Consider the following 22,288-nt stretch of genomic DNA (forward strand, 5'->3'; position numbering starts at 1 on the left):
TGACACCAGAGTGCTAACTCATCATTCTGAGTCCACCGCACTACGGATCGCAGAGTCAAGATCACTCTTGGTGACAGAGTGGCTGGTCGGGGCCGTGGTCGCCGGTACCCATCAAAAAAAAGCAGCAGCGGGGACATTGCTTGGACGGCGCGCCCCCACCGCTGCGACCCCACAGAAGGGCTACGCCCATGCTCAACGCTGAGCCGCACCAAGTCAAAGAGCTGGCCGGGAAGATCAGCGACTTCACCGACCACTACGCGCCCGGCGAGCTGGAGGCCGTGCTGTTCCTCGACCCGGTCGGCCGGGTCGGGTTCGGGCCGGGGCCGGACGCGCCCGCCGGCTGCCAGGTCATCATGAACCGGGCCGGGGTCGACCGGCTGATGGTGCTGCACGGGTACACCCCGCTGGACCTGCTGCGGGACCCGGGGCGGGACGCGTTCGCGGAGCTCGTGTTCGAGAACTCCTGGGCCGACCAGTGAACCACGCGCCCGCCTGCACCGCGCCGTTCTGCGCGAACGAGGAACTGTCCGTGGCCCGGTTCACCGCCGAACAGCTGCGGAACTTCACCGCCCTGGCCCGGGCCCGGGTCAAGCCGGTACCGTGCCCGAGCTACCCGGGGGAATACCACACCGTCCGGCGGGCCGACACCCTCGCCGGGATGGCCGACTGGGCGCTGATCACGCGCTGAACCCGGGCGCAGCCCCCGGGCCGGGGGCTGCGCTCCCCCGCGCCGGCTCGCCGGCCGGGCGTCGGCGAGAATCCGGAGGACTGCGAACGGCGAGTCCGGAGGTGCCCGTGGACGATGGAATCGGAACAGTGGACCGGGTTGTGGCCGCCATACGGGCCCAGTACGAGGTCTTCTCGGCCGGCCGTACGCCGCACCCGGAGGCCGCCGCGGCCCGGCTGCCCGACGGCACCGTCGCGCCGGAGGTGCTGCGCGCGTGGGCGGCGTTCGACAACGCCTACCCGTGGTACCTCAGCTCACGGCGCAGTCCCGTGCCCGTGATCGGGGCCGACCGGGTGCTCAACGTCGCGCCCATGGCCGACGTGTGGCGGCACGTGTGCCACGACAGCGTCGCCGACGAACTCGAGGACGACCCGGAGACCCTCGACTGGCTGCTCGAACTGGCCGGCGAGCTGACCGACCGGTACGGCGGGTACGGGATCGTGCTGGAGCCCGACGACGACACCGTCTGCCGGATCCTGTGGATCGCCCCGGACCGCACCGCACGGATCCTGTGGTACGAGGACAACGAGGTCGAGCAGACGGAGCCGTTCCAGGACTGGCTGGCCGGGCTCTTCGAGGACGAGTGACCGGCCGGCCCCCGGAAACCGCCGTGGTCCCGGGGGCCGGCTCGTCGCGTACCCGAAAATGGGTTCAGGGGTGGAAGAGCGCGCTCACCGACTCGCCGTTGTGGATGCGGCGCATGGCCTCCGCGAGCGCCGGGGCGACGGAGAGCACCTTGAGCTTGTCGCTGCGCTCCTCCGGCGGGATCGGCACGGTGTTCGTGCAGACGATCTCCAGCACGTCGGACTGGGAGCCGATCCGCTGGAGCGCGCCGCTGGAGAACAGGCCGTGGGTGCACGCGACGCGGACGGTCTTCGCGCCGAGTTCCCGGAGCCGGTCGAGGAGTTCCAGGACGGTGCTGCCCTTGGCGATCTCGTCGTCGAGCACGATGATGTCCCGGCCGGCCACGTCGCCGATCACGGAGGAGATCGCGACCCGGTCGTCGGCGAACCGCTGCTTCGCGCCGGCCGCGACCCGCACGCCGAGCAGCCGGGCGAACGCCGCGGCCTCCTTCGCGTTGCCGAGGTCGGGCGACACGACGGTCGTGTTGGACAGGTCGTACTGCCGGAAGTGTTCCGCCAGCTCCCGCAGCGCGTGCAGGTGGTCGACCGGCACGCTGAAGAAGCCGTGCACCTGCGGCGAGTGCAGGGTCATCGTCAGCACCCGGTCCGCGCCGGCCGCGACCAGCAGGTCCGCGACCAGCCGACCGCCGATCGAAATGCGCGGTGCGTCCTTCTTGTCCGAACGGGCGTAGGAGTAGTGCGGCATGACCACCGTGGTGCGCGCCGCCGACGCGCCCCGGGCGGCGTCGAGCATCAGCAGCAGCTCGACCAGGTGCTCGCTGACCGGCCTGACCAGGGGCTGGATCAGGTAGACGTCACGTTCGCGGCAGTTGGCCTGGAGCTGGACCTCCAGGCAGTCGTTCGCGAAGCGCTGCGACCGGACCGGCAGCAGCGGGGCCTCCAGGTGGGAACAGATCTCGGCGGCCAGGGCCGGGTGGGCACTACCGCTGAACACGGCGATGTCTCGCATCGGAACTCCATTGTTGATCTCACGAGGCGAGCAAGAGGCTACCCGGCCGTCATCCACCGGCCATGATCGGCCGGTACACACAGGTCATGACCCCTTCCCTCACCCGCCGGGCCGTACTGGGCACCGGCGCCGGCATCGCCGCCGGCTCCCTGCTCCCCCTGTCGCTGCGGTCCGCGCTGGCCGCGCCCGCGCCGCCCGGCGACCTCAGCTCGGTCAAGCACGTGGTCTACCTCGTGCAGGAGAACAGGTCATTCGACCACTATTTCGGTACCCTGCGCGGCGTCCGCGGCTACAACGACCCCAACGCCGTCACCCTGCGCTCCGGCAAGCCGGTCTACGCGCAGCCCACCACCGGCGGCCACGTGCTGCCCTTCTCGGTCCGCGAGGCCGCGAAGGCCGGCAACAAGGACATCCACTACATCGGCGACCTCAACCACGACTGGAACGGCGGCCACAAGGCCTGGGCCGACGGCTGGTTCGACAACTGGATCGCCGCCAAGGGCCCGGCCACCATGGCCTACTACGACCGCACCGACCTGCCGTTCCACTACGAGCTGGCCGACACGTTCACGTTGTGTGACGCGTACCACTGCTCGGTGATGAGCTCGACCAGCCCGAACCGCAACTACCACGTCAGCGGCACCATCGGGTTCGAGGCCAACGGCAGGCGGGCCACCGGCAACTCCGCGTACTCCGAGGACAGCCACCCGGGCTACACCTGGGGCACGTACGCCGAGAAGCTCGAGCAGGCCGGCAAGACCTGGAAGGTGTACCAGGAGGTCGACAACTACCAGGACAACAACCTGGAGTTCCACGCGCCGTTCAAGCAGATCGCCCGGAAGGTCCTCGCGGGGCTGGGTCTGAAGAGCCTGGACACGTTCTACTCCCGTCTCGCGGACGCTTCCGGTGCCGACCGCGACGCCCTGCTGGCCGGGCTCGCCGCCGGGATCGCCACGCTGACGCCCGGCGAGAAGTCCCGCTACGACCGGGCCCTCGCCCGGGTCGAGCCCGGCGGCCTGGCCGCCGCCTTCGCCACCGACGTCGCCAACGGCACCCTGCCGCAGGTCAGCTACCTGGTGCCCTCGGCAGCCGACTCCGAGCACCCGGGCGCGTCCTCCCCGGCCGCCAGCGCCAGCATCACCTACCAGATCCTCGACGCGCTCGGCTCGCACCCGGAGGTGTGGGCCGGCACCGTGCTGTTCCTCACCTACGACGAGAACGACGGCTACTTCGACCACGTCCCCCCGCCCGTACCCGCCCCGTCCTTCACCGACGAATGGGTCGACGGCCAGCCCATCGGCCTCGGCGTCCGGGTGCCGATGCTGGTCATCTCGCCCTGGACCGTCGGCGGCTACGTCAACTCCCAGGTGTTCGACCACACCTCGATGGTGCGGTTCACCGAAGAGTGGCTCGGGGTCCGCGAGACCAATATCAGCACGTGGCGTCGGACGGTGTCCGGCGACCTGACCTCGGCGTTCTGCTTCGACCGGGGGGTTCGGCCGCCGGAGGTCGGCGCGCCGGGTCCCGTGCCGGCGGCGACGCCACGGTGGCGGCCGACCCCGCCCGCGGCGCAGGTGATGCCGGTGCAGGAGCCGGGGGTGCGGCCGGCGCGGGCGCTGCCGTACCAGGCGGACGCCTACCTGGCCGGGGGCAAGCTGGCGGTGCGCAATGACGGGACCGCCAGTGCGCATCTGGTGGTGTGGCCGTATGCGGGGGAGTTCGCGCGGCCGGTGCATCTGGATGTGTTGGGGGCGTCGACGGTGGATGTGCCGGGGACGCTGGGGGGCGCTCCGGCGGCCGGGGCGGGTTCTGGTGGGTATTCGTTCGTCGTGACCGGGCCGAACGGGTTCCGCCGGGAGTTCGCCGGCGCCCGGGAGTCCTCGGTCGAGGTGCGCACGACGGTGGGCGGCGCGAGCCGGACCCTCGTGTTGTCGCTGGCGAACACCGGGACGACCGGAAACCGGACCTTCGTCATCGACGGGGACCGGAGAATCACGGTCAAGCCCGGCAAGGTGTACGAGCTGAAGCAGGGCACCGCGACCTGCCACGGCTGGTACGACGTCGCCGTGACCGTGGTCGAGGAAGCCGGATTCCGGCGGCGGCTCGTCGGCCACATCGAGAACGGCAAGGAGAGCGTGACCGCGTAGGGCGTCGCCGCCCCGTGATCGTGCCGCGCGTCGGCGGCTCCGGCTGCCGACGCGCGAGCGGGCGGGGCGGCGTCCAGAGTTTGTGGGGCGGGTGCCGGCTGCCCGGACTCTGCGGAGTCGTCCGCTCGGTCGGGGAACTGGCGGCACCCGACCCCGTCAGGCCGTCGACTCCGGGGGGAGCCAGGTCGCCTCCGCGAAGGCCCGGGCCGACGCGTCCTCGTAGACGGCCGCCGACAACCAGGCCAGGGCATAGGCGTGGCCGTCGTCGTCCGCCAGTCGGCCGAAGGCGTCCCGTGGCCGGTGCCGGGCCGCCGCGCCCACGTCCGCCAGGAGCGTCGCCCCGGTTTCCAGTCGGGCTCGTCGCAGGATCCGGCTCTCGTCCCTGGCGAGGGCCTGCACGGCCCGCCCGCCGGACACTGCGCGCTCCACCTGGGCGCGGAGGAACCGGAGCGCGGGATCGGCCGCGACCACGCCCCCGAACCGGCCACTGTCCGCGTCGTCTCCGCGACCCGAACCGGACTCGACGACACCGGCACCGTCGACGGTGCCGGTGGAGGACCCCTCGGCGGCGGTGCCGCCGGCAGCGGAGGCACTCTCGTCGGTGGCGATGGGGGCGGGGAGGTGGCTCGGGTGCAGGCGGTCGATGCCCAGATCGACGCGGCCGGCCCACTCGTCGGGCAGGAGCAACGCCGCAGGACCCTCGACGGGTACGCCGACCGTCAGCGCCCGGACCCGACCCGGCCGACCCGGATCCGGCCGACCGACCACGAGCAGCTCGCCGTCCGCGGCCCGCGCCAGGATCCGCAGATTGTGCCGGTACGGCAGCTCCGGATACTCCGCCGCCGGGGTCAGGCACAGCGGCACACCATCCACAGTGTCCGCCCACACCCCCTCCCCGTCGGCCCCACGCACCCGTACCCGGAGGAAGAGCAGGTCATCGCCCACGGGGTGTGCCTGGACCCCGGCCGCCAGCGCCTCGAACGCCCGGTGCACCTGCGCCCTGAGCGGCTCGGCCCACAGGGTCGTCGTGGGAGCGTCGGTCCAGGGGGCGCCGGCGGCGCGGACGGCACGGACGGCACGACCGGCGCCGAGTTGGCCGGTGTCCGTGGCGGTCGCGCCGGACAGGATCAGGCCGGCGCGGCCCAGCGCCCGGTGGCTGATCGCCGCCTCGCCGACGGCGACCGTGGCCTCGGCGGAACCGGCGACCCGGCCGACGCCGCCCGGGTAGATGTCCGCGACCGCCCACAGGGTGCCGTCGCGGTCGACCAGGTACGTGATCACCCCGGCGTGTCCCGAGTCGGCGACGACGGGGACGGTGCACAGCCCGTACAGGCGGAGGCTGCCCCGAGGGTCGTACGCGCGCCGGGCCGTGCCCAGCAGGTCCGGTGACGCCTCGGGGCCCCGGAGTCCGTGGGCGACCGCGAGCAGGTCACGGAGGCTGTCGGTGAGGTCGCCGAGCCGGTACCCGGGCTGCTCCTCGCGGGCCGCCCGCAGTCCGGCCGCGACCCGGCGAGCGGCCGCGGCGCACCGGTGCAGGCCCTGCGCGCGGGCCTCGTGCGCGGCACGCAACAGGCCGACCCCGGTGACCACCCCGGACCCGACCACGCCGGTACCGAGGACACCGGCACCGGACCGCCACAGCTCCTCGGCGGCCGCGCGCTGCCGGGCCGTGAGCGGAGCCGGCGCGGCCACGGAAGGGTTGTCTGCGTCGCCGATGGCGTCCATGTCGTCGCCGACGCCCTCGAACTCGTCGGCGTCCGCCTCACCGGCCGGCGGGGCCAGGGCGAGGACCGCCGCGCGGTGCAGACAGTTCGGGGCGAGCAGGCAGCTGCACCGGGCCGCCCCGGCCTCCCGCAGCACGCCCCGGTCCGGGGTCAGTGTCACCACGGTGTCGCCGTCCACGGTCACGACGACCGTGTCGCCGTCGGCGGTCACCGGCCAGCTCGCGGCCCGGGTGACCATGTCGTCGAGCCGTTTGCGGAGCCGGCCGGGCAGTCCGTCGACGGCCTCCGCGACGAGCAGCGCGTCGGCGGCGGGCAGGGCCACGGCGCCCGGCGACCCGGGCTCACCGGTGCCGGCGGCCGGCGACGTCCCGGTGGGGGTCTGTGGATGCGTCATCGGGTCTGTTCTCCCACCCAGCGGGCCAACTCCAACGGACTCAGTGCGGCCACGGGCATCCCGGCGGCCACGAGCTGACTGGCGACCGACACGCTGTACCGGGGCCGGCCCGTGTCGTCCAGGCTCGCGCAGCCGAGCACCGTGCACCCGGACTCCACCAGGGCACGGGTCTCGGCGAGGAGGCCGCTCACCGGGTACCCCTCCTCGAAGTCGCTGACCACGACCACCATCGTCCGCGAGGGGACGGTGACCAGGCTCCGGGCGTGGCGCAGCCCTTTCGCGATGTGCGTGCCGCCACCGACCCGCACCTCCAGCAGCAGGCCGAGCGGGTCGGAGACCCGGTCGGTGAGGTCGACGATCTCGGTGGAGAAGGCCAGGAAATGGGTGGTCAGCGCGGGCACCCCGGCCAGCACGGACGCGGTGAGCGCCGACCAGATGACCGACGCCTCCATCGAGCCGGACACGTCCACGACGAGCACCAGCCGCCAGTCGACGCCCTTGCGGGCCCGGGTGTGGAAGACCGGCTTCTCCGGGACCAGCATCAGACTGCCGTCGGGGCGGCGGCGGCTCGCGGCGAGGTTGGCCCGCAGCGTGCGCGGCAGATTCAACCGCCCACCCGGCCGGTACGTCGGACGCGGCGTGTTCAGCCCGGACAGCGCCGGCCGCAGCCGGGTGGCCAGCTCGCGGGTCAGCTCGGCGACGATCCGGGCCACGAGGGGGCGCAGTTTCGCGACGGCGGACTCGGGCATGGCCCCGGCCAGGGACAGCACCGCCTGGAGCAGTTCGACGGACGGCCGGACCGTGTCCGGGTCCAACAGGCCGGCGGCCTCGATCCGGCCGGCCTCGACGGCGCGCGCCAGCACCTCCTCGCGGACCCCCGCCCCGAACAGGACCTCCAGCTCCTCGGCCCAGTCGCGTACGCCGGGGAACGCGGCCTCGCGGCCGGCCCGCCCCGCGTCGTCGGCGGCCCGGCCCTCGCCCCGGCCCGCGCCGTACAGCTCGTCGAGGGCCGTCGCGTACCGGCCGGCGCGGCCCGTCAGGCCGGACGTGTCCCGGCCGAGGAGCAGCCGCCACCGGTCGAGGGGGCCGAGTGACCCGGTCGCCTCGACCTCGGGAGCCGCCTGGACACCTGGCGGGGTGGACCCGACGGCGTCGGGCGGCGGGCCACCGTTCGACGCGAACTCCCCTGCGGGGGCGAGCCCCAGCGGGCCGAGCGCCGCCAGCCCCGCCCGGTCAGCGAGCAGCCGGGCCAGCAGGGTGCCACTGTCGGCGGGCGCGTCGATGTCCGTACCCCCGCCGAGGCGGCCGTCGACCACGGCCAGCAGCCGGTCCCGCCCGGCGGGGCTGACGGTGTGGAAGCCGCCGCGCAGCGCGGGCAGCCGGGCGAGGAACGCCGCGTCCGGCAGGGTCTCCACCCGGCCGAGCAGGTCGTCGAACACCGGCCCGCCGGCCTGGAGCAGCGGCTCTGCGACGGTGAGCAGCCCGGCGAGGTGCGCCTGGAGGGTACGCCGCGCCGGCGGACTGCCAGCGCCGTCCACCCAGGAGGTGACCCGCAGGGCGAGGCCGGCCTGGTCGCGCCGGCCGAGCAGGACCAGCACGGCGTGCGCGGCGGCGGATATCACCGGCGCGCCCGTGTCGGCCAGGTCGCCGAGCGCGGCCTCGAGCCTGAGCCCCACCCCGTGCGCGTCGGACCGCTGGGCGAGGGCCGCCAGCGCCCGGGCGTCGGCCGGGTCCTCGGAGCCGGCGAGGCCGTCGAGCTGGCGGACCGCCGCGGTCTCCACCTCCGCGGTAGTGGCCTCGATCGCGGTCAGCCGGTCCGGGTCCGGCCTGCCCAGGCCGGCGATGTGGCCGAGGCGCAGCTGGTCGAGCAGGGCCAGCGCCGCGACGGTCTCGGGCAGGCTGGCCGTGGCGGGCACGAGGACGGCGAGTTCGGCCAGCCGTTCGGCGGCCAGGCCGGGCAGCCCGCACCGGGCGGCCGCGGCGAGCGCGCCGAGCACGTCCGCGATGGTGGGGCCGCCGTCCACGGCCAGCCGGCGGTGCCGCTCGGTGAGGGTGCCGTGCGCGGACTGGGCGAGGGTGACGCCGCGCAGCCCGGCGAGGTCCAGCATCGCGTCGGTGCCCGGGGTCCACTCCAACCGCCACCGGGTGGTCAGGCCGTCGGAGCCGGACAGGCCCTCGACGGCTGCCGGGGTCGCGTAGCCGACCCCGCACACGGTGAGTTGGTTCAGGACGATGTCCCGGCGTCGGTCCAGGTCCGAGCGCAGGGGATCGAGCCGCAGGTCCTTCTCGGCCGCGCCGGGGCCGGGCAGACCGAGCGCGGTCAGCAGCCGCTGCACCGCAGGCCGCAGCCCCGATCTGGGGGTACCGGCCGCCAGCGCCCCCCGACGCTCCCCCACCAGCACGTTCTCCATCGCGGCGGCGACGACCCGCCCCCGGCCGAGCACGTCGCCGTGCGCGAGCACGCTGCCCATCGCCTCGACCAGTTCGCCCCGGCCCGGGGCCGGCAGGCCGCGCAGCCGGGCGAGGTCGAGCGCCATCCGGACGGTCTCGCGCGCCTCGGCGGGCCCGGCGGGATGCCCGGCCGACCGCAGGTACGCGCAGACCCGCACCACGGCCGCCACCGCGGCGTTCTCCACGGCGACCGGATCCGCGCCGGCCTCCAGGACGCACTGCTGCCAGGCGGGGTCACGGATGCCGGCCGGATACCCGGACCGCTCGTCGAGCAGCCCGAACGTGTACGCAACCAGCGACGTCGCCACCTCCACCCCGGACGGCCCGGGCTCGACGGGCTCGTCGGTCACCGCGAGCGCCGCCGCGTGGAAGGACCCGACGAGCGCGGTGACCCGCCGCCCGGCCCCGCCCGGGGCGGTGCCGGCCGCCGGCCCGGTGCCCGGCCCCGCCGGGAGCGGCATCTCGCCGCGCAGGGTCTCGGCCAGCACCCGGCGCATCCACGCCTCCCGGCGCAGGTCCAGGCCTGACACCCCACCCCCGCGCCGGGCGTCGTCCCGCAGCGCCCAGCCGACGAGCAGCGCCGCCCGGCGCACCTCCTCGGGGTCGGCCCCGGGCGCGCGGGCCTCCACGGTCCGGTCCCACATGTCGTCACCCGGCCGACCGGTCGCCGCGTCGCGCAAGGCTGTGGACAGCACCGGGTCGGGCCCGTCGCGGTCCTCGCCGGCCCGCCAGGCGGGGTCGGCGAGCGGCAGGTCGCAGGGCACGACGGGCACCCCGCGCCGGGCGGCCCACCGGATCGCGGCCAACTCCGGGGAGAAGTCCGCGAACGGGTAGAACGCCGGCGGGGAGTCCCCGACCACCCCGGCCAGCGCGACCGGGGCGACCGTCCCGGGGTCGGCGAGCCACGGGATCCAGCCGCCCAGCTCCGGGGGCAGCTCGAGGAGCAGCACCTCGGGGTCGGCGGCGTCGAGGAGGGCGGGGAGGACGGCCGCGAGGGCCGGGGAGTGGTGCCGCACCCCGATCAGGTGCGGCACCGTGCTCCCGGCCAACGCGCCGACGGCCACCTCCGGATCCCCGACGTGCCCGTCAGTCGGTGAGGACATCGCGCAGCTCCCACAGTCGCCGCCACGTCCACGACCCGTCCTCGGCCCGCCGCCGGACGGCCCCGTCCCAGTACCCCAGCAGGGTGGCACCGTCGGTCGGGTCGTCCTTGCGGACGACGCCCAGCAGGTGGCCGGGCAGCAGGGAGAGCACGTCGCGGTCCCCGGGGAAGTACGCCGCCGCCAGCCCGAGGGACGTGGCCACGGCGACCGCCTCGGCGGTGCTCATCACGGTGGAGGGTTTCTGCACGTCCCAGCCCTCGACGGAGCGCCCGCCCCGCAGGTCCCGGAACGCGGTGACCAGCACCTCGAGCACCGCGCCGTCGATCGTGAACGGCGTCGCCGCCCGGGCCAGCGCCGCCGTGGCCTGCCGGCGGACCAGCTCGGTCTCGGCCGCCAGGTCGCCGATCGGCCCGACGGTCTCGAAGTTGAACCGGCGTTTGAGGGCCGCGGACATCTCCGACACGCCCCGGTCGCGCAGGTTGGCCGTGGCGATCAGCGTGAAGCCGGGCGCGGCGTGCACCGTGGCCTCCCCGGTGCCGGCGAGTTCCGGCACCGCGATCCGCCGGTCCGACAGCAGGGACACCAGGGCGTCCTGCACCTCGGGGAGGCACCGGGTCACCTCCTCGATCCGGGCCACCGCCCCGGTGCGCATGGCGCGGAGCACCGGCGAGGCGACCAGCGCCTCGGGGCTGGGGCCGTGGGCGAGGAGCATCGCGTAGTTCCAGCCGTAGCGCAGCTGGTCCTCCGTGGTGCCGGCCGTGCCCTGCACGACGAGTTCGCTGGTGCCGCACACGGCGGCGGACAGCAGCTCCGACAGCATCGACTTCGCGGTACCGGGCTCGCCGACCAGCAGCAGCCCGCGCTCCCCGGCGAGGGTGACGACGCACCGCTCGACGAGCGCCCGCTCGCCGACGAACTTGGCGGAGATCACGAGCCGGGCGGGCAGCCCCGAGCCGCCGTCCGGCGCGCTGGCACCCGCCGGCAGCTCCAGCTCGCGACCGTCGCTGCCGACGATGAAGGTGACCACGGCACGCGGGGTCAGCCGCCACCCGGGCGGCCGGGGCCCGTCGTCGTACCCGGCGAGGAAGGCCAGCTCGGCGGCGTACGCGTCCTCGGCCGGTTCTACCTGGCGGCGGTGGGTGATGGTCTCGGTCACGGTCGGCGGCGCCTTTCGGTGATGAGCTCGTCGAAGCGGGGGCCGTCGCCCTGGCGGACCCGCTGCCAGGCGACGGTGAAGAGTTCGGACAGGGGGACGGCGGGGACCATCATGTCCAGGAACCAGGCGCCGGCCTGGTCGGTGAGCAGCAGGCCCGTCTTCCACGCCTCCATCGGCAGGCGCGGGGACCTCAGCTCCAGCCAGCCGCCGGGCAGGAACAGCGACCGGCCGGCGCGGCTGCGCTTGCCCTCGACGACCAGGTCGGTCGCCGCCAGCTCGGCCCGGGCCTTCTTGGACCGGGCGGGCTTCCAGCCGTTCCACAGGGTGATGTTGCGGTCCGTCGGGTTCGGCAGGGCCAGGAGCTGCAGGTACAGCGTCGCGGCGTCCGTACCGATCCCGTGGGCGGCACTGACCTCCTCGACGAGGTCCGGCACCACGGCCGCCGGGTTGCGCGGCTCCACGGAGCCGTCCCCCGGAACCGGCACGCCGCCGAGCACCCGGGCGATCCTGCCGTCGAGCAGCCCGCGCAGCGCCGTGACGGTCTCCGGCGCGTCCATCTCCGACCAGACCAGGTCGAGCGCTGGATCGTCCAGACCGGTGAGCTGCGCCGGGGTCAGGTGCACCCCGCGCCACCCCGAGTCCGCCTCCACCAGGAGTGGGCCGATCCGGTCGCCCTCGGTCGTCGTGGTGGCCGTCACGCCCAGCTTCTCGGCGAACTTCGGGATCTTCTTCGGATCGATGTGTCCACAGCGCAGGGTCGTGTCGGGGCGGGCCAGCAGGGCCAGCACCCGGTCCAGGGCCCCCGGGAGCGCCGCGCGCACCGGATCGTCGGCCGGCAGGTGGTGGGCCAGCCAGGGCAGCGCCCGGGCCAGGGAGACGACCACGGACTGGGCCGCGATGTCCTCGGTCGGCGCGGCCAGCCACCGGCAGGTGCCGGCGTTGACGATCCCGTGCACCAGCTCCGAGGGCGGGACCGGGAAGTGCAGCCCCGCCTTCGCGAGCTCGACGATCAGGCTGTCGCGGACCGGGGTGCGCACCCCGTTGCGATCCACGGCCCACCGGGCGAGCCGGTCGACGTCCGGGCCGGTCGTCCACAGGTCCGCAGGGTCGGCCGGCACCAGCAGGGCGAGGGCCCGGGTGAGCGGCAGACCCGACCGGCTCCAGGTGTTGTTCGCCGCCGAGAACTCGGCCTCGGTCAGGCCCAGGGCCTCGAAGCCGTCGCTGACCACCCCGGCGAGGACGACGGCGGCCTCGGCGCGGCTGATGCCGGCCCCGGTGGACAGCGCGTCGACCCTGGCCGGCTCCCAGGTCACCGGCCCGTGCTCCCGGTACGCCGCCGCGAACGCCGCCACCGCCGCCGCGTCCACGGTGCCGTCGGCGAGCGGCTGTTCCCGGGTGATCCGGCCGCCCGGCAGCGCGCCGAAGGCCCCGTCCAGGCTGAACTCCAGCAGCTCCGCGTACTCGCCGCCGGTGCTCAGCACGACGGCCCGCCGGCCGTCCCCGCCGAGCACCTGGCCGACGACCAGCGCCACCCCGTCGTCGGGCACGACGGTGACCCGGCGCATCCGGCTGCCGGGGGCGAGCAGGCCGACCTCTGCGCAGTGCCCGGCGAACGCGACCAGCGCCGCGCGCCGCGGTTCCGGGGTGGTCGGCAGCGCCGCCCGGTACAGCACGGCGGGCAGCAGCCCGAACACGTCGAACCAGTCCTGGTCCCCGGACGGGGCGGGCTGCGGCCCGGTGGGGAACTCCCCGAGGAACACCCGTGCGGCCCAGTCGACGAAGCGCGCCACGCTGTACTGCCGGTTGTAGCAGTACCGGATAAGCATGGTCAGCCCCGACTGCAGGTCCTCGTCCAGGTACGGCCCGGCCTCGGGCTCCACACCGCCCTGACCGGCGACCTCGCGGCCCTCGAGGATCGCGCAATAGTCGGCGAGCATCGCGGCCTGCGACGCGGCGACCCCGACGATGCCGGCGACCCCGGCGACCAGCTCCGGGTGGCTGATCCCCGGCAGCACCCGGCGGACCAGCTCGGCGACCGGGTCGGGCGCGCCGGCGACGGGCTCAGCCGCGAGGAGACCGACCGCGCCGGCCACCAGCTCGGCGGCCTGCGCGTCGGTGACCGCCCGCAGCGCCGCGGAACCCGCCTCGTCCCGCACCCGCATGTGGTGCCAGAACCGCTCAGGGGGCAGCACGGGCGTGCCGGCCGCGAACGGGGGCCGGCGCTGCCCGACCAGGTACGACCCGATCGCGAAGCCGTCCGACAGGCACCCGATGTGCGGCTGCCGGTGCCAGTTCGCGAGCCGGGCGAGCCCGACCACCTCCGCGGCGCCGGGGAACCGGAGCGCGCCGTTGAGTTCCTTGCCGACCGGGTTGTCCGGGGTCAGGGTGAACGTCCGGCCGTCGATGCCCTCGCCGACGAGGGTGCCGTCGGCGGTCTTCCGCAGTCGCCAGCCGGTGAGGCCGTCCGCGCCGCCGAAGGGGCCGAGCTCCGCGCCCGGGGCGGGGTGCAGCCGGCACCGGTCGCGGAGCAGGGTCTCGCCGTCGCGCGCGCCGTCCTCGAAGAAGGCTGGCAGCGAGGCCCGGCCGAGGGTGCCGGTCCTCGGGTCCAGCTCGTGCCACGTCTCGGGGTCGTCGGACGGCTTGAGCGCCCAGTAGGACACACCGTCGGAGGCCACCGGCAGGTAGCCCTCCGCCGACCGGTCTCCGGGGTGCAGGGGGCGCGCGCCGCTGGTCCGGCCGCCGCCGGGCAGGGGCAGGGAGACGGCGTCGCCGCTGTCGAAGGCGTGGTCGCCGACGACGAAAACGTCGTCAGGGGTGCCGGACCAGTAGCCGCCCCGGTCGGAGCCGCGGTCCCAGCAGACGAGGAGTTGGCCGTCCACGTACCGCAGGATCTGCCGCCACATCCACTTGCGCTGGTCGGCGGGGATCCGGGTGTGGTGCTCGAGCTCGATGCCGTCGCGGCCGACCACCTGGACGACCGGGGAGTCGTCGCGGGACACGAGCAGGTGCGGCCACTGCGGGGTGAGCCGCAGGTCGGTGGCGTCGTCGGGGGTCGTGGTGGCCCGGGCGACGGCGTCGTCCAGCGCCGGCCAGCCGTACTCGTCGAACACGCCCGCCCGCAGCGTCCGGCCCAGCAGCGGGCCGAGCGGGTGGTCCACGATCCGGCGGGTGGCCTCGGGGTTGACGGCGAAGCCCTCGGCACAGGCCAGCGCGTTGAGCCGGTTGAGCTGGTCGGACAGCGTGGGCAGTCCGTGGCCGGTCAGGTTCCCGGCGAACTCGGCGAGCCAGCCCTCGGCGGCCAGCCGCAGGCCGGGCACCGCCAGGGCTCGACGCACCTTCGTCAGGTCGGCGCGGGTCGAGCCGTAGCCCCGCAGCTCGTACTCCAGGCCGCTGGCCAGGGCCGACCGGTAGCGCGGGTCTCCGGCCACGGCCAGCAGGTCGCGCCGGCCGTCGGCCGGGTCGGTCAGCCAGTCGTCGACGGACAGCCGCGACGTCTGGTTCTCGGGGTCGGTGACCGGCACCCCCCGGGCGAGGCACAGGTCGAGCAGGTCGGGGTCGATCCAGGAGCCGTCGCCGAGGTTCACCGCGACGCCGTCGGCGACGAGGCGCGGGGCCATCCGCTCCACGAGGTCGAGCAACGCGGGCTCGCGGCGGGCGTTGCGGTACCTGCGGCGCATCCGGTGCGCGGAGAACCGGGTCAGCCAGTCCGCGGCCCCGTCGGAGGTGCCGTCGATCAGCGCCTCGACCGCGCCGGCCTCCTCGAGGATGGACAGCCAGGTCGCGTCGCCGCAGTTGCCGACGGTCATGCCGAGCAGCCGGGCGCGCAGGGCCGGGTCGCGGCGGGCGAGACGGACCAGCGTCCCCCGGTACGCCGTCCAGAACGACTCCGGCGCCTTCATCGTCGCGGGCGCGCCCAGCAGCTCGCCGAGGACCTGCTCGTCCACCTCGTCGAGGGCGAGCCCGGCGGCCTTGGCGAGCCGGCGCAGGTCGGTGTGCATCGCCGCGTACGGCGGGAGGCCGCCCAGGGTGCGCTCCACGCACAGCCGGCGGAACCGGGTGAACGCCTCCAGCGGGGTACTCCGTGCGGCCAGGTCGCGGGCGTGCAGGGACAGCGCCTTGGCGGTGAGCGCGCCGCCGAGGGCGAACTCGAGGAACACCGCGTGCTGGCGCTCCTCCTCGATGGTCAGCGCGTAGACCCGCTCGGCCTCGCGGGCCTTGCCGAACATGATCGCCGCGTACGACGCGGACTCGGCGGCCAGGAACGCCCGGCCGGCCTGCTCGTAGTAGGTGGGCAGGAAGTGCGGGACGGCGAGGGCGAGCTTCTGGCCGAGGGCGTCGAAGCCGTCCTTGGCCGGGCCGATCCGGGAGCCGGCCATCCGGGCGAGCTTCTCGATCTCCTTGACCAGGGCGAGGGCGTGGTGCCCGTTGGCCGGGTCGTTGACCAGGGCCCAGGCGGGGAAGCCGAGGGCGCGCTGCCGGACGATCCCGACGTCGGCCACTGTGGACGGTGCGTGGAAGCCGAGGAAGTCCATGGTGAGATCCTCGGCGCCGCCGAGCGTGCCGGGGACGAGCCGGACCACGGTCCGCCCGCCGAACGCCGGGTGGGTGTACGCGCGGGCCGTCAGGGTGTCGACCGTGTCCTCGGCGTCGACCGACGCACCGAGGGGCAGGACTGCTCCCGCGTCCAGCAGGTGGGCGCTGCGCATGCTCTAGGACTCCGTTTCGTTCTTCTCGACGGTGCGGCCGGCGTACAGGGCCGCGGCCATCCGCATGCCCTCGGACCAGGTGACCGGCCCGACCTCGGAGACCGGCAGGGCCTTGCCGCCGGGGCCGACGAAGACCAGGTCGCCGGTCTCCGCCTCGTAGTACGGGTCGTCGGCGCCGATCCAGGACCGGGCCTCGACGATGTCGCCGCCCTCGACGACCCGGCAGACCGCGTAGCCGCCGCGCACCGGGTAGCCCTGGGAGGCCGCGCGGGCCATCAGGTGCCGCAGCTGCTCGTAGTGGCCGCCGGCGTAGGTGGAGACGCTGGTCGCGAGGGGGTCGGTGTCGGCGGGGCGGGTCCAGGTCTCGCGGAACAGCTGGTCGACGGTCTGGGTGCCGCCGAGGTCCGCGGAGAACTCGCGCAGGTCGTCGAGCTCGGTGAGCGTCACCGGGTGCGGGATCACCATCCGCTCGCACGGCAGCCGGACGGTCTCGCCGTCGAGGTTGACGACGCCGATGCCCGTGTCGTCGGCGTGCCGGAGGAAGCCGACGGCGTCGGGATCCCACTGTCCATTCTCGTCGAGCACCGCGACGACGAGGTCGGTGAGCGTGGCCCGCCAGGTCTCGTCGGCCCAGACCTGGGCGAGCAGGGTGGCCGGGACGGGCAGGGACCGGATCATCCACCGCTCGACGTCCGCGCGACACTCGGTCTCGTGCCGGGTGAACCACTCGGTGAGCTGGCGCAGCCCGATCACGGCCGGATCGTCGCGCAACCCCTTGGGCAGGGTGCGTAACTCCTTGCCGGCGGCGTTACGGGACACGATCGCGCCGTCGCGCAGGGTCACCTCGTAGCCGCCAGTGGCGGTCAGCCAAGCCATGCGGATGTTTCCTCTCCACTGTTGAGACACCGCAGGCTAACCGTCGCCACCGACAATTCCCGAAAGCTGCTGGTGGAGTGGATGTGCCAGACTCCCTACAGTGCACGATCGGGAGGAGACCGGAATGACGGATATGCAACTCACGATCGACCTGGCGACGGCGCACGTGGCGGCCGTCTGCCTGCGTACCGGACCCGTGGAGCGGCTCGGAGTGGAGCTCGAGTGGCTGGTCCGCGACGCGGCGGATCCGGCGGCGCCCGTGCCCCTCGACCGGGTCCGGCAGACGGTCAAGGACTGCGGCGAACTACCCGGTGGCGGCCAGCTTACCTGCGAACCCGGCGGGCAGCTCGAGCTGAGTTCCGGCGCGGGCCTCGGCCTGGCCGGCTGCCTGGCCGACACCGTCGCCGACCTGCGGATCCTGCGGGCGGCGGCACACGCCAACAACCTCGACCTCATCGGGTACGGGCTGGACCCGCTCCGCCCGCCCCGCCGGATCCTGGACGCCCCCCGGTACCGGGCGATGGCCGAGTACTTCGCGCCCTACTCCCCCGCCGGCCAGCTCATGATGTGCTCGACGGCGTCGGTGCAGGTGTGCGTGGACGCCGGCCACGGCAGCGGCGGCGACCGGTGGCGCCTCGCGCACGCCCTGGGCCCGGTGCTGGTGGCGGCGTTCGCCAACTCGGCGCTGCGCGAGGGCCGGCCGACCGGCTGGAAGTCCACCCGGTGGGCGGTGTGGGACGCGCTCGACCCGGCCAGGACCCGGCCCGTGACGCTCCGGGCGAACGAGGACCTGCGCGGGGCGTACGCGCGCTACGTGCTCGACGCGCCCGTGATGTGCGTGCGGGACGGCAGCGGCGTGTGGCGGGTGCCCCAGGGGCTGACGTTCCGGCAGTGGATCGCGAGCCCCGGGGTGCGCCCGCCGGGCCTGGACGACCTGGACTACCACCTGAGCACCCTGTTCCCGCCGGTGCGGGCCCGGGGCTACCTGGAGCTGCGGATGATCGACGCGCAGCCGGGCGACGGCTGGCAGGTACCCCTCGCGGTGGTCTCGGCCCTGATGGACGATCCGGTCGCCGCGTCGGCGGCGCTCGCCGCGACCGAGGAGGTGCGCGGGGCCTGGCAGGCGGCCGCCCGGTGGGGTCTGTCGACGCCGGTGATGGCCCGAGCCGCCCGGGAGTGTTTCGAGGCTGCGGCGGCGGCGCTGGAGCGGACCGGCGCCCCGGCGGAGGTCAGGTCCGCCGTCCGGGACTTCCGGGAGGCCTACGTGGAGCGGGGCCGCTGCCCGGCCGACGACTGTCTCTGAAGCGGACGGCGCCGGGCCGCACGACGGACGCGGTCTGCCTCCGCCCAGGCCGCGTCGATGTCGGCGAGGAGCACGGCGGCGGGGTGCAGGGCGGGCTCCGCGGGCCCTGAGGTGAGGGGTTGAGTGGACACCCGGCGGACACTACCGCCCGGGTGCGACAGTCACGCCTGGTTATTCGCTGACGAACGGCGCACAGAGTCCTTCGACCAGCACCGATGGCTTATGTCCGTTGCGAATCCGCCGCTTGTTCCGCCGCTTCCCGACGTGTCCCCCCTCACATTGGCCGTGGCCCAGGTCACTCTCCGCATAGGTTGTGCACAACTTAATTGCCCACTACATTTAGCCCCATGGAACTCGAGCTGCGCAACCAGTTGTGCTTCGCGCTCTACTCGGCCTCCCGGGCGATGACCGCCGTGTACCGGCCGATGCTCGACGAGCTGGGTGTCACCTACCCGCAGTACCTGGTGATGCTCGTGCTCTGGGAGCGCGACGGCCTGACGGTCAAGGAGCTGGGTTCCGAGCTGCACCTCGACTCCGGCACCCTGTCGCCGCTGCTGAAGCGGCTGGAGGCCGCCGGCCTGCTCACCCGGTCGCGCAGCGCCGACGACGAACGGTCCGTGACGGTGTCCCTCACCGCCACCGGCCTCGCGCTCAGGGCGCGGGCCGCCGACATCCCGGGCAGGCTGCTGTGCGAGACCGGCCTGACCGGCGCCGAGGTGACCGAACTGCGCGACACCCTGACCCGTCTCACCGACACCATCCAACGGAGGAATTCGTGAAGGTTCTCTACACCACCGAGGCAGTCTCCACCGGCGGCCGCGACGGCCAGGTCCGCACGGCCGACGGTCTGCTCGACACCCAGGTCGCGACCCCGAAGGAGCTCGGCGGCCCCGGCGGAGCGACCAACCCGGAGCAGCTGTTCGCCGCCGGCTACGCCGCGTGCTTCCACTCGGCGCTGCGGCTCGTCGCCGGCAAGGCCGGCGTCGCGATCGACGGCTCGACCGTGGCGGCGGAGGTCGGCCTCGGCGCGAACGGCGCCGGCGGTTTCGGGCTGACCGTGGCGCTCACCACGAGCCTGCCGGGCGTGCCGGCCGAGCAGGCCGAGAAGCTGGTCGCCAAGGCGCACGAGGTGTGCCCGTACTCGAACGCGACCCGGGGCAACATCGACGTCGCGATCGCCCTGGCGTAACCCGCGCACGCACGGACGAGGGAGGGGCGACCCTCCCTTTTTCGTGCGCCACCCCGTGCCCGCGCGCCGCCCGAGCCGCTACGCCCCCTGCACCAACCGGTGCGCCGCCCGCACCTGCGGCCCCAGCTCCCGCAACACCAGCAACGCCTGCTGGTACGCCGCCAACGCGTCCGCCCGCCGCTCCAGCCGCCCGTACGCGGTGATCAACTGGGTCCACAGCCGTTCGCTGCGCGGGGTGTCCGCGAGCAGCCCCCGCACCAGGGGCACCACCGCCTCGGCCCGCCCCCGGGCGAGCTCCGCCTCGACGAGGTGCTCGTGCACCATGAGCCGGCGTTCGCGCAGCCCCCGCGCGGCGTGCGCGACCAGTTCGGCGGGCACGTCGGCGTACGGCTCGGCCCGCCACACCGCGAGCGCCTCCGTGAGCAGCAGCGCCGCCAGGTCGGGATCCCCGGCGATGTACGCGCGCCGGCCCCGTTCGGCCAGGTCCTCGAAGACGTGCAGGTCGAGCTGCCCGGGGTGCAGCCGCAGCCGGTACCCGCCGGGCTGGCTCTCGACCCGCGGCTCGCCCGTCAGCGCCGTGAGCAGCGCGCGCAGCCGGAACACGTGCCCGGACAGCCGGCGCGCCGGGGACCGGGGCGCGTGCGCCGGCCACAGGACGTCGACGAGGCGGTCGGCGGCCACCCACTCGTCGGGGCGGAGCAGCAGCGCGGCGAGGAGCGCGCGCTGTTGGGCGACGAGGATCCCGGCAGGATCACCGCCGCCCCGGGAGACCGCCACGGGACCGAGGACACGAAAGACCGGCACCCCACCAGCGTGGCCGGGCGGGCCGTCCCGCGCATGGGGGCGGACCCCCACCTTTTCTCCCCGCGGTACCCGTCCGTCCGGCTGCTACAGGTTCGCGCGGAGGAAGTCGAGTTCGATCGCCGCCAACCGCTCGCCGACCCCCTCCGGGGTCATGTGACTCACCCCCGGCACCGCGACCATCGCGTGCGGCCGGCCGTGCGCCGTCAGCGCCTCCGACAACCGCAGCGAGTGCAGCGGGTGCACGTTGTCGTCGGCCAGCCCGTGGATCAGCAGCAGCGGCCGGCGCAGGCCGGGGGCGTCGGCGATCAGCGCGTCGGCGGCGTACCCGTCGGGATTGTCGGCGGGCAGACCCAGATACCTTTCCGTGTACGCCGTGTCGTAGTCGCGGAAGTCCGTCGGCGGCGCCCCGGCCGAGGCGGCGTGGAACACGTCGGGCCGGCGCAGCACCGCCAACGCCGCGAGGTAGCCGCCGAACGACCAGCCGCGCACCCCGACCCGGCTGAGGTCGAGGTCCGGGTGCCGGTCGGCGAGCGTGCCGAGGGCCGCGACCTGGTCGTCGAGGGCGACCTGGGAGAACCGGCGGAACATGGCCCTGGTGAAGTCCGGGGACACGTTCGGGGTGCCCCGGTTGTCGACGGTGACGACGAGGAAGCCCTGGTCGGCCCACCATTGCTTGGTGGTCCACACCCTCGGGTTGTGGGTGATGGCCTGGTAGCCGGGGCCGCCGTACACGTCGAGGAGGACGGGGAGCTGGCGGCCGGCGACGTGGCCGCGCGGGTAGACGACGGCGGTGGGCAGGCCGTGTTCGGTGACCCGGGCGAACACCGGGCGGCCGAGGTGCGGCAGCGGCCCGGACAGGTCGGTGAGCGGGTGGCCGGGCTCCGCCGACAGGGCGCCGGTCACCGTGCGGGTGACGCCGTCGAGGGTCGCGCTGGTCGTGACGAGGACGCCGCCGCCGGAGACGGCGCTGTGGGTACCCGCTCCGTGGGTCAGCCGGTCGAGCCGGCCGTCGAGGTGCACGACGAACAGGTGCTGCTCGGCCGGGTCGCCGTCGCAGGCCTCCACGAGCAGCCCGCCGCCGTGGTTCCCGACGAGCCGGCGGACGTACAGGTCCGGCGGGGTGATCACCGCGCCGTCCACGGCGAGGGACCGGGTGTCCTCCTCGACCGTGGACAGGATCCGCCCGTCGTCCAGGACGCACGGCGTGCCGGGCACGCACTCCAGCCAGTGCTCGTCGGCGAACGCCGCCAGCTCGGTGGTCGCGCCGGTCACCGGGTCGACGGCGAGCAGCAGGCTGTGCTGCTGGAGCCGGTCGTACACGGTGATCACGAGCCCGTCGACACCGGTCAGATACGGGTACGTCTCCCGGTCCCAGCCCACCGGCGTGCTCAGCCCGTTGAGCCTGACGACATGCAACTCGACGTCGGCGTTGGGCCCGCCGGCCCTCGGGTACGCCTGCGCCACCGGGGCGACCTCGGGCCGCGCCGGGTCCCCGAGATACCGGCGGACGAGGGCCGAGTCGTCGACCCGGGTGACGAGCAGGCTGTCCCCGTCGGGGCCCCACCAGTGCCCGCGGGTGCGGCCCAGCTCCTCGGCGGCGTTGAACTCCGCCCGGCCCCAGACCGCGCCGTCGTCGGGGGTGACCCGGCCGATCCCGGTGACGTGCACGGCGTCGCCGGCCACGTACGCGATCCGCCCGCCGTGCGGCCGGGGGTCGAAGGCCGGCCCCGCGACCGGCACCTCCTCCGCCCGCCCGTCGGCGACCCGGAACAGCCGGCCGCCGAGCACGAAGGCGACCACCGCGTGGTCACCGGTGGCGGCGTACGAGCCGATCCCCGGCGCGTGCAGCCGGACGCGTTCGCGCAGCTCACGTTCGGCCCGCGGCAGGTCGTCGTACGTGACCGGCCGGCCGAACAGCTCCAGGGGGTCGGCGAGGAGGCGCTCGGCCCCGGTCGCGGTGTCGACCGTCCACAGTCGCTCGACCGGGTCGGTGGGCCCGGTGGAACGCAGCAGGAGGAGGCGGGACCCGTCGGCGGAGATCGTGACTGCCCGGGGTGCGCCGTGGGTGAACCGGCCGGTGCGCGCGGAGGCGTCGAGGAAGGCGTCGAGCATGCG

Annotated in this window: 15 protein-coding genes; 7 read left to right on the plus strand and 8 right to left on the minus strand. The window is 74.7% G+C overall.

Going from position 1 to position 22,288, the window contains the following annotated elements:
- Positions 1–188: 188 nt before the first annotated feature.
- From IW245_RS19600 to IW245_RS19610, 3 genes are all read left to right on the plus strand, one after another.
- A complete protein-coding gene (locus IW245_RS19600; RefSeq protein WP_197004623.1) occupies positions 189–479 on the plus strand; it encodes a hypothetical protein in 291 nt (96 codons plus the stop codon).
- Positions 476–688 carry a hypothetical protein gene (locus IW245_RS19605; protein WP_197004624.1) on the plus strand — a complete coding sequence of 71 codons (213 nt, stop codon included), beginning with the start codon at positions 476–478 and terminating at the stop codon, positions 686–688. The genes IW245_RS19600 and IW245_RS19605 overlap by 4 nt, the downstream gene beginning before the upstream one ends.
- Before the next feature lie 128 nt (positions 689–816).
- Positions 817–1,314 (plus strand): hypothetical protein, encoded by a 498-nt coding sequence (locus IW245_RS19610; protein WP_197004625.1) that lies wholly within the window; start codon positions 817–819, stop codon positions 1,312–1,314.
- 64 nt (positions 1,315–1,378) lie between these two features.
- On the opposite strand, the gene IW245_RS19615 is transcribed toward IW245_RS19610, so the two are convergent.
- Positions 1,379–2,320, minus strand: a complete 942-nt coding sequence (locus IW245_RS19615) for a ribose-phosphate diphosphokinase (protein ID WP_197004626.1) — start codon at positions 2,318–2,320, stop codon at positions 1,379–1,381.
- An 86-nt stretch (positions 2,321–2,406) separates the two neighbouring features.
- Between IW245_RS19615 and IW245_RS19620 the strand changes: the two genes are divergently transcribed.
- On the plus strand, positions 2,407–4,467 hold the full coding sequence (locus IW245_RS19620; protein ID WP_197004627.1) for a phosphocholine-specific phospholipase C: 2,061 nt from the start codon (positions 2,407–2,409) through the stop codon (positions 4,465–4,467).
- A 156-nt stretch (positions 4,468–4,623) separates the two neighbouring features.
- On the opposite strand, the gene IW245_RS19625 is transcribed toward IW245_RS19620, so the two are convergent.
- From IW245_RS19625 to IW245_RS19645, 5 genes are read right to left on the minus strand one after another with little or no spacing between them, the layout of a single operon-like run.
- Positions 4,624–6,585 (minus strand): hypothetical protein, encoded by a 1,962-nt coding sequence (locus IW245_RS19625; protein WP_197004628.1) that lies wholly within the window; start codon positions 6,583–6,585, stop codon positions 4,624–4,626.
- Positions 6,582–10,139 carry a DUF5682 family protein gene (locus IW245_RS19630; protein WP_197004629.1) on the minus strand — a complete coding sequence of 1,186 codons (3,558 nt, stop codon included), beginning with the start codon at positions 10,137–10,139 and terminating at the stop codon, positions 6,582–6,584. Before IW245_RS19630 ends, IW245_RS19625 begins: the two co-directional genes overlap by 4 nt.
- The gene (locus IW245_RS19635; RefSeq protein ID WP_197004630.1) at positions 10,123–11,295 is read right to left on the minus strand and encodes an ATP-binding protein; all 1,173 of its coding nucleotides are present in this window, start codon (positions 11,293–11,295) and stop codon (positions 10,123–10,125) included. Before IW245_RS19635 ends, IW245_RS19630 begins: the two co-directional genes overlap by 17 nt.
- Positions 11,292–16,001: a hypothetical protein gene (locus tag IW245_RS19640; RefSeq protein WP_197004631.1), complete on the minus strand. Its 4,710-nt coding sequence runs from the start codon at positions 15,999–16,001 to the stop codon at positions 11,292–11,294. Before IW245_RS19640 ends, IW245_RS19635 begins: the two co-directional genes overlap by 4 nt.
- Positions 16,002–16,004: 3 nt before the next feature.
- Positions 16,005–16,877 carry a DUF4132 domain-containing protein gene (locus IW245_RS19645; protein WP_197004632.1) on the minus strand — a complete coding sequence of 291 codons (873 nt, stop codon included), beginning with the start codon at positions 16,875–16,877 and terminating at the stop codon, positions 16,005–16,007.
- Positions 16,878–17,001: 124 nt separating this feature from the next.
- Here IW245_RS19645 and egtA point away from each other — a divergent pair, with 124 nt between their 5' ends.
- The 3 genes from egtA (at position 17,002) to IW245_RS19660 (ending at position 19,369) form a co-directional block, all read left to right on the plus strand.
- Positions 17,002–18,180 (plus strand): ergothioneine biosynthesis glutamate--cysteine ligase EgtA, encoded by a 1,179-nt coding sequence (egtA, locus tag IW245_RS19650; protein WP_197004633.1) that lies wholly within the window; start codon positions 17,002–17,004, stop codon positions 18,178–18,180.
- A 347-nt stretch (positions 18,181–18,527) separates the two neighbouring features.
- The gene (locus IW245_RS19655; protein ID WP_197004634.1) at positions 18,528–18,959 is read left to right on the plus strand and encodes a MarR family winged helix-turn-helix transcriptional regulator; all 432 of its coding nucleotides are present in this window, start codon (positions 18,528–18,530) and stop codon (positions 18,957–18,959) included.
- Complete coding sequence (locus IW245_RS19660; protein ID WP_197004635.1) at positions 18,956–19,369, plus strand: organic hydroperoxide resistance protein; 414 nt, start codon at positions 18,956–18,958, stop codon at positions 19,367–19,369. Before IW245_RS19655 ends, IW245_RS19660 begins: the two co-directional genes overlap by 4 nt.
- A 78-nt stretch (positions 19,370–19,447) precedes the next feature.
- Here the strand turns inward: IW245_RS19660 and IW245_RS42270 are convergent, their stop codons facing one another.
- Both IW245_RS42270 and IW245_RS19670 read right to left on the minus strand, forming a co-directional pair.
- Complete coding sequence (locus tag IW245_RS42270; RefSeq protein WP_197004636.1) at positions 19,448–20,173, minus strand: AfsR/SARP family transcriptional regulator; 726 nt, start codon at positions 20,171–20,173, stop codon at positions 19,448–19,450.
- Between the two features lie 84 nt (positions 20,174–20,257).
- Positions 20,258–22,285, minus strand: a complete 2,028-nt coding sequence (locus tag IW245_RS19670; protein ID WP_197004637.1) for a S9 family peptidase — start codon at positions 22,283–22,285, stop codon at positions 20,258–20,260.
- Positions 22,286–22,288: the final 3 nt, after the last annotated feature.

It is taken from the genome of Longispora fulva, from assembly GCF_015751905.1.
Taxonomy (GTDB): domain Bacteria; phylum Actinomycetota; class Actinomycetes; order Mycobacteriales; family Micromonosporaceae; genus Longispora; species Longispora fulva.

Bases quoted from the DNA above. Each gene is read 5' to 3' on its own strand.
- IW245_RS19645 (WP_197004632.1), bottom strand. From the start codon at position 16,877: ATGGCTTGGCTGACCGCCACTGGCGGCTACGAGGTGACCCTGCGCGAC.
- IW245_RS19630 (WP_197004629.1), bottom strand. From the start codon at position 10,139: ATGTCCTCACCGACTGACGGGCACGTCGGGGATCCGGAGGTGGCCGTC.
- IW245_RS19615 (WP_197004626.1), bottom strand. From the start codon at position 2,320: ATGCGAGACATCGCCGTGTTCAGCGGTAGTGCCCACCCGGCCCTGGCC.
- IW245_RS19600 (WP_197004623.1), top strand. From the start codon at position 189: ATGCTCAACGCTGAGCCGCACCAAGTCAAAGAGCTGGCCGGGAAGATC.
- IW245_RS19655 (WP_197004634.1), top strand. From the start codon at position 18,528: ATGGAACTCGAGCTGCGCAACCAGTTGTGCTTCGCGCTCTACTCGGCC.
- IW245_RS19620 (WP_197004627.1), top strand. From the start codon at position 2,407: ATGACCCCTTCCCTCACCCGCCGGGCCGTACTGGGCACCGGCGCCGGC.
- egtA (WP_197004633.1), top strand. From the start codon at position 17,002: ATGACGGATATGCAACTCACGATCGACCTGGCGACGGCGCACGTGGCG.
- IW245_RS19625 (WP_197004628.1), bottom strand. From the start codon at position 6,585: ATGACGCATCCACAGACCCCCACCGGGACGTCGCCGGCCGCCGGCACC.
- IW245_RS19640 (WP_197004631.1), bottom strand. From the start codon at position 16,001: ATGCGCAGCGCCCACCTGCTGGACGCGGGAGCAGTCCTGCCCCTCGGT.
- IW245_RS19670 (WP_197004637.1), bottom strand. From the start codon at position 22,285: ATGCTCGACGCCTTCCTCGACGCCTCCGCGCGCACCGGCCGGTTCACC.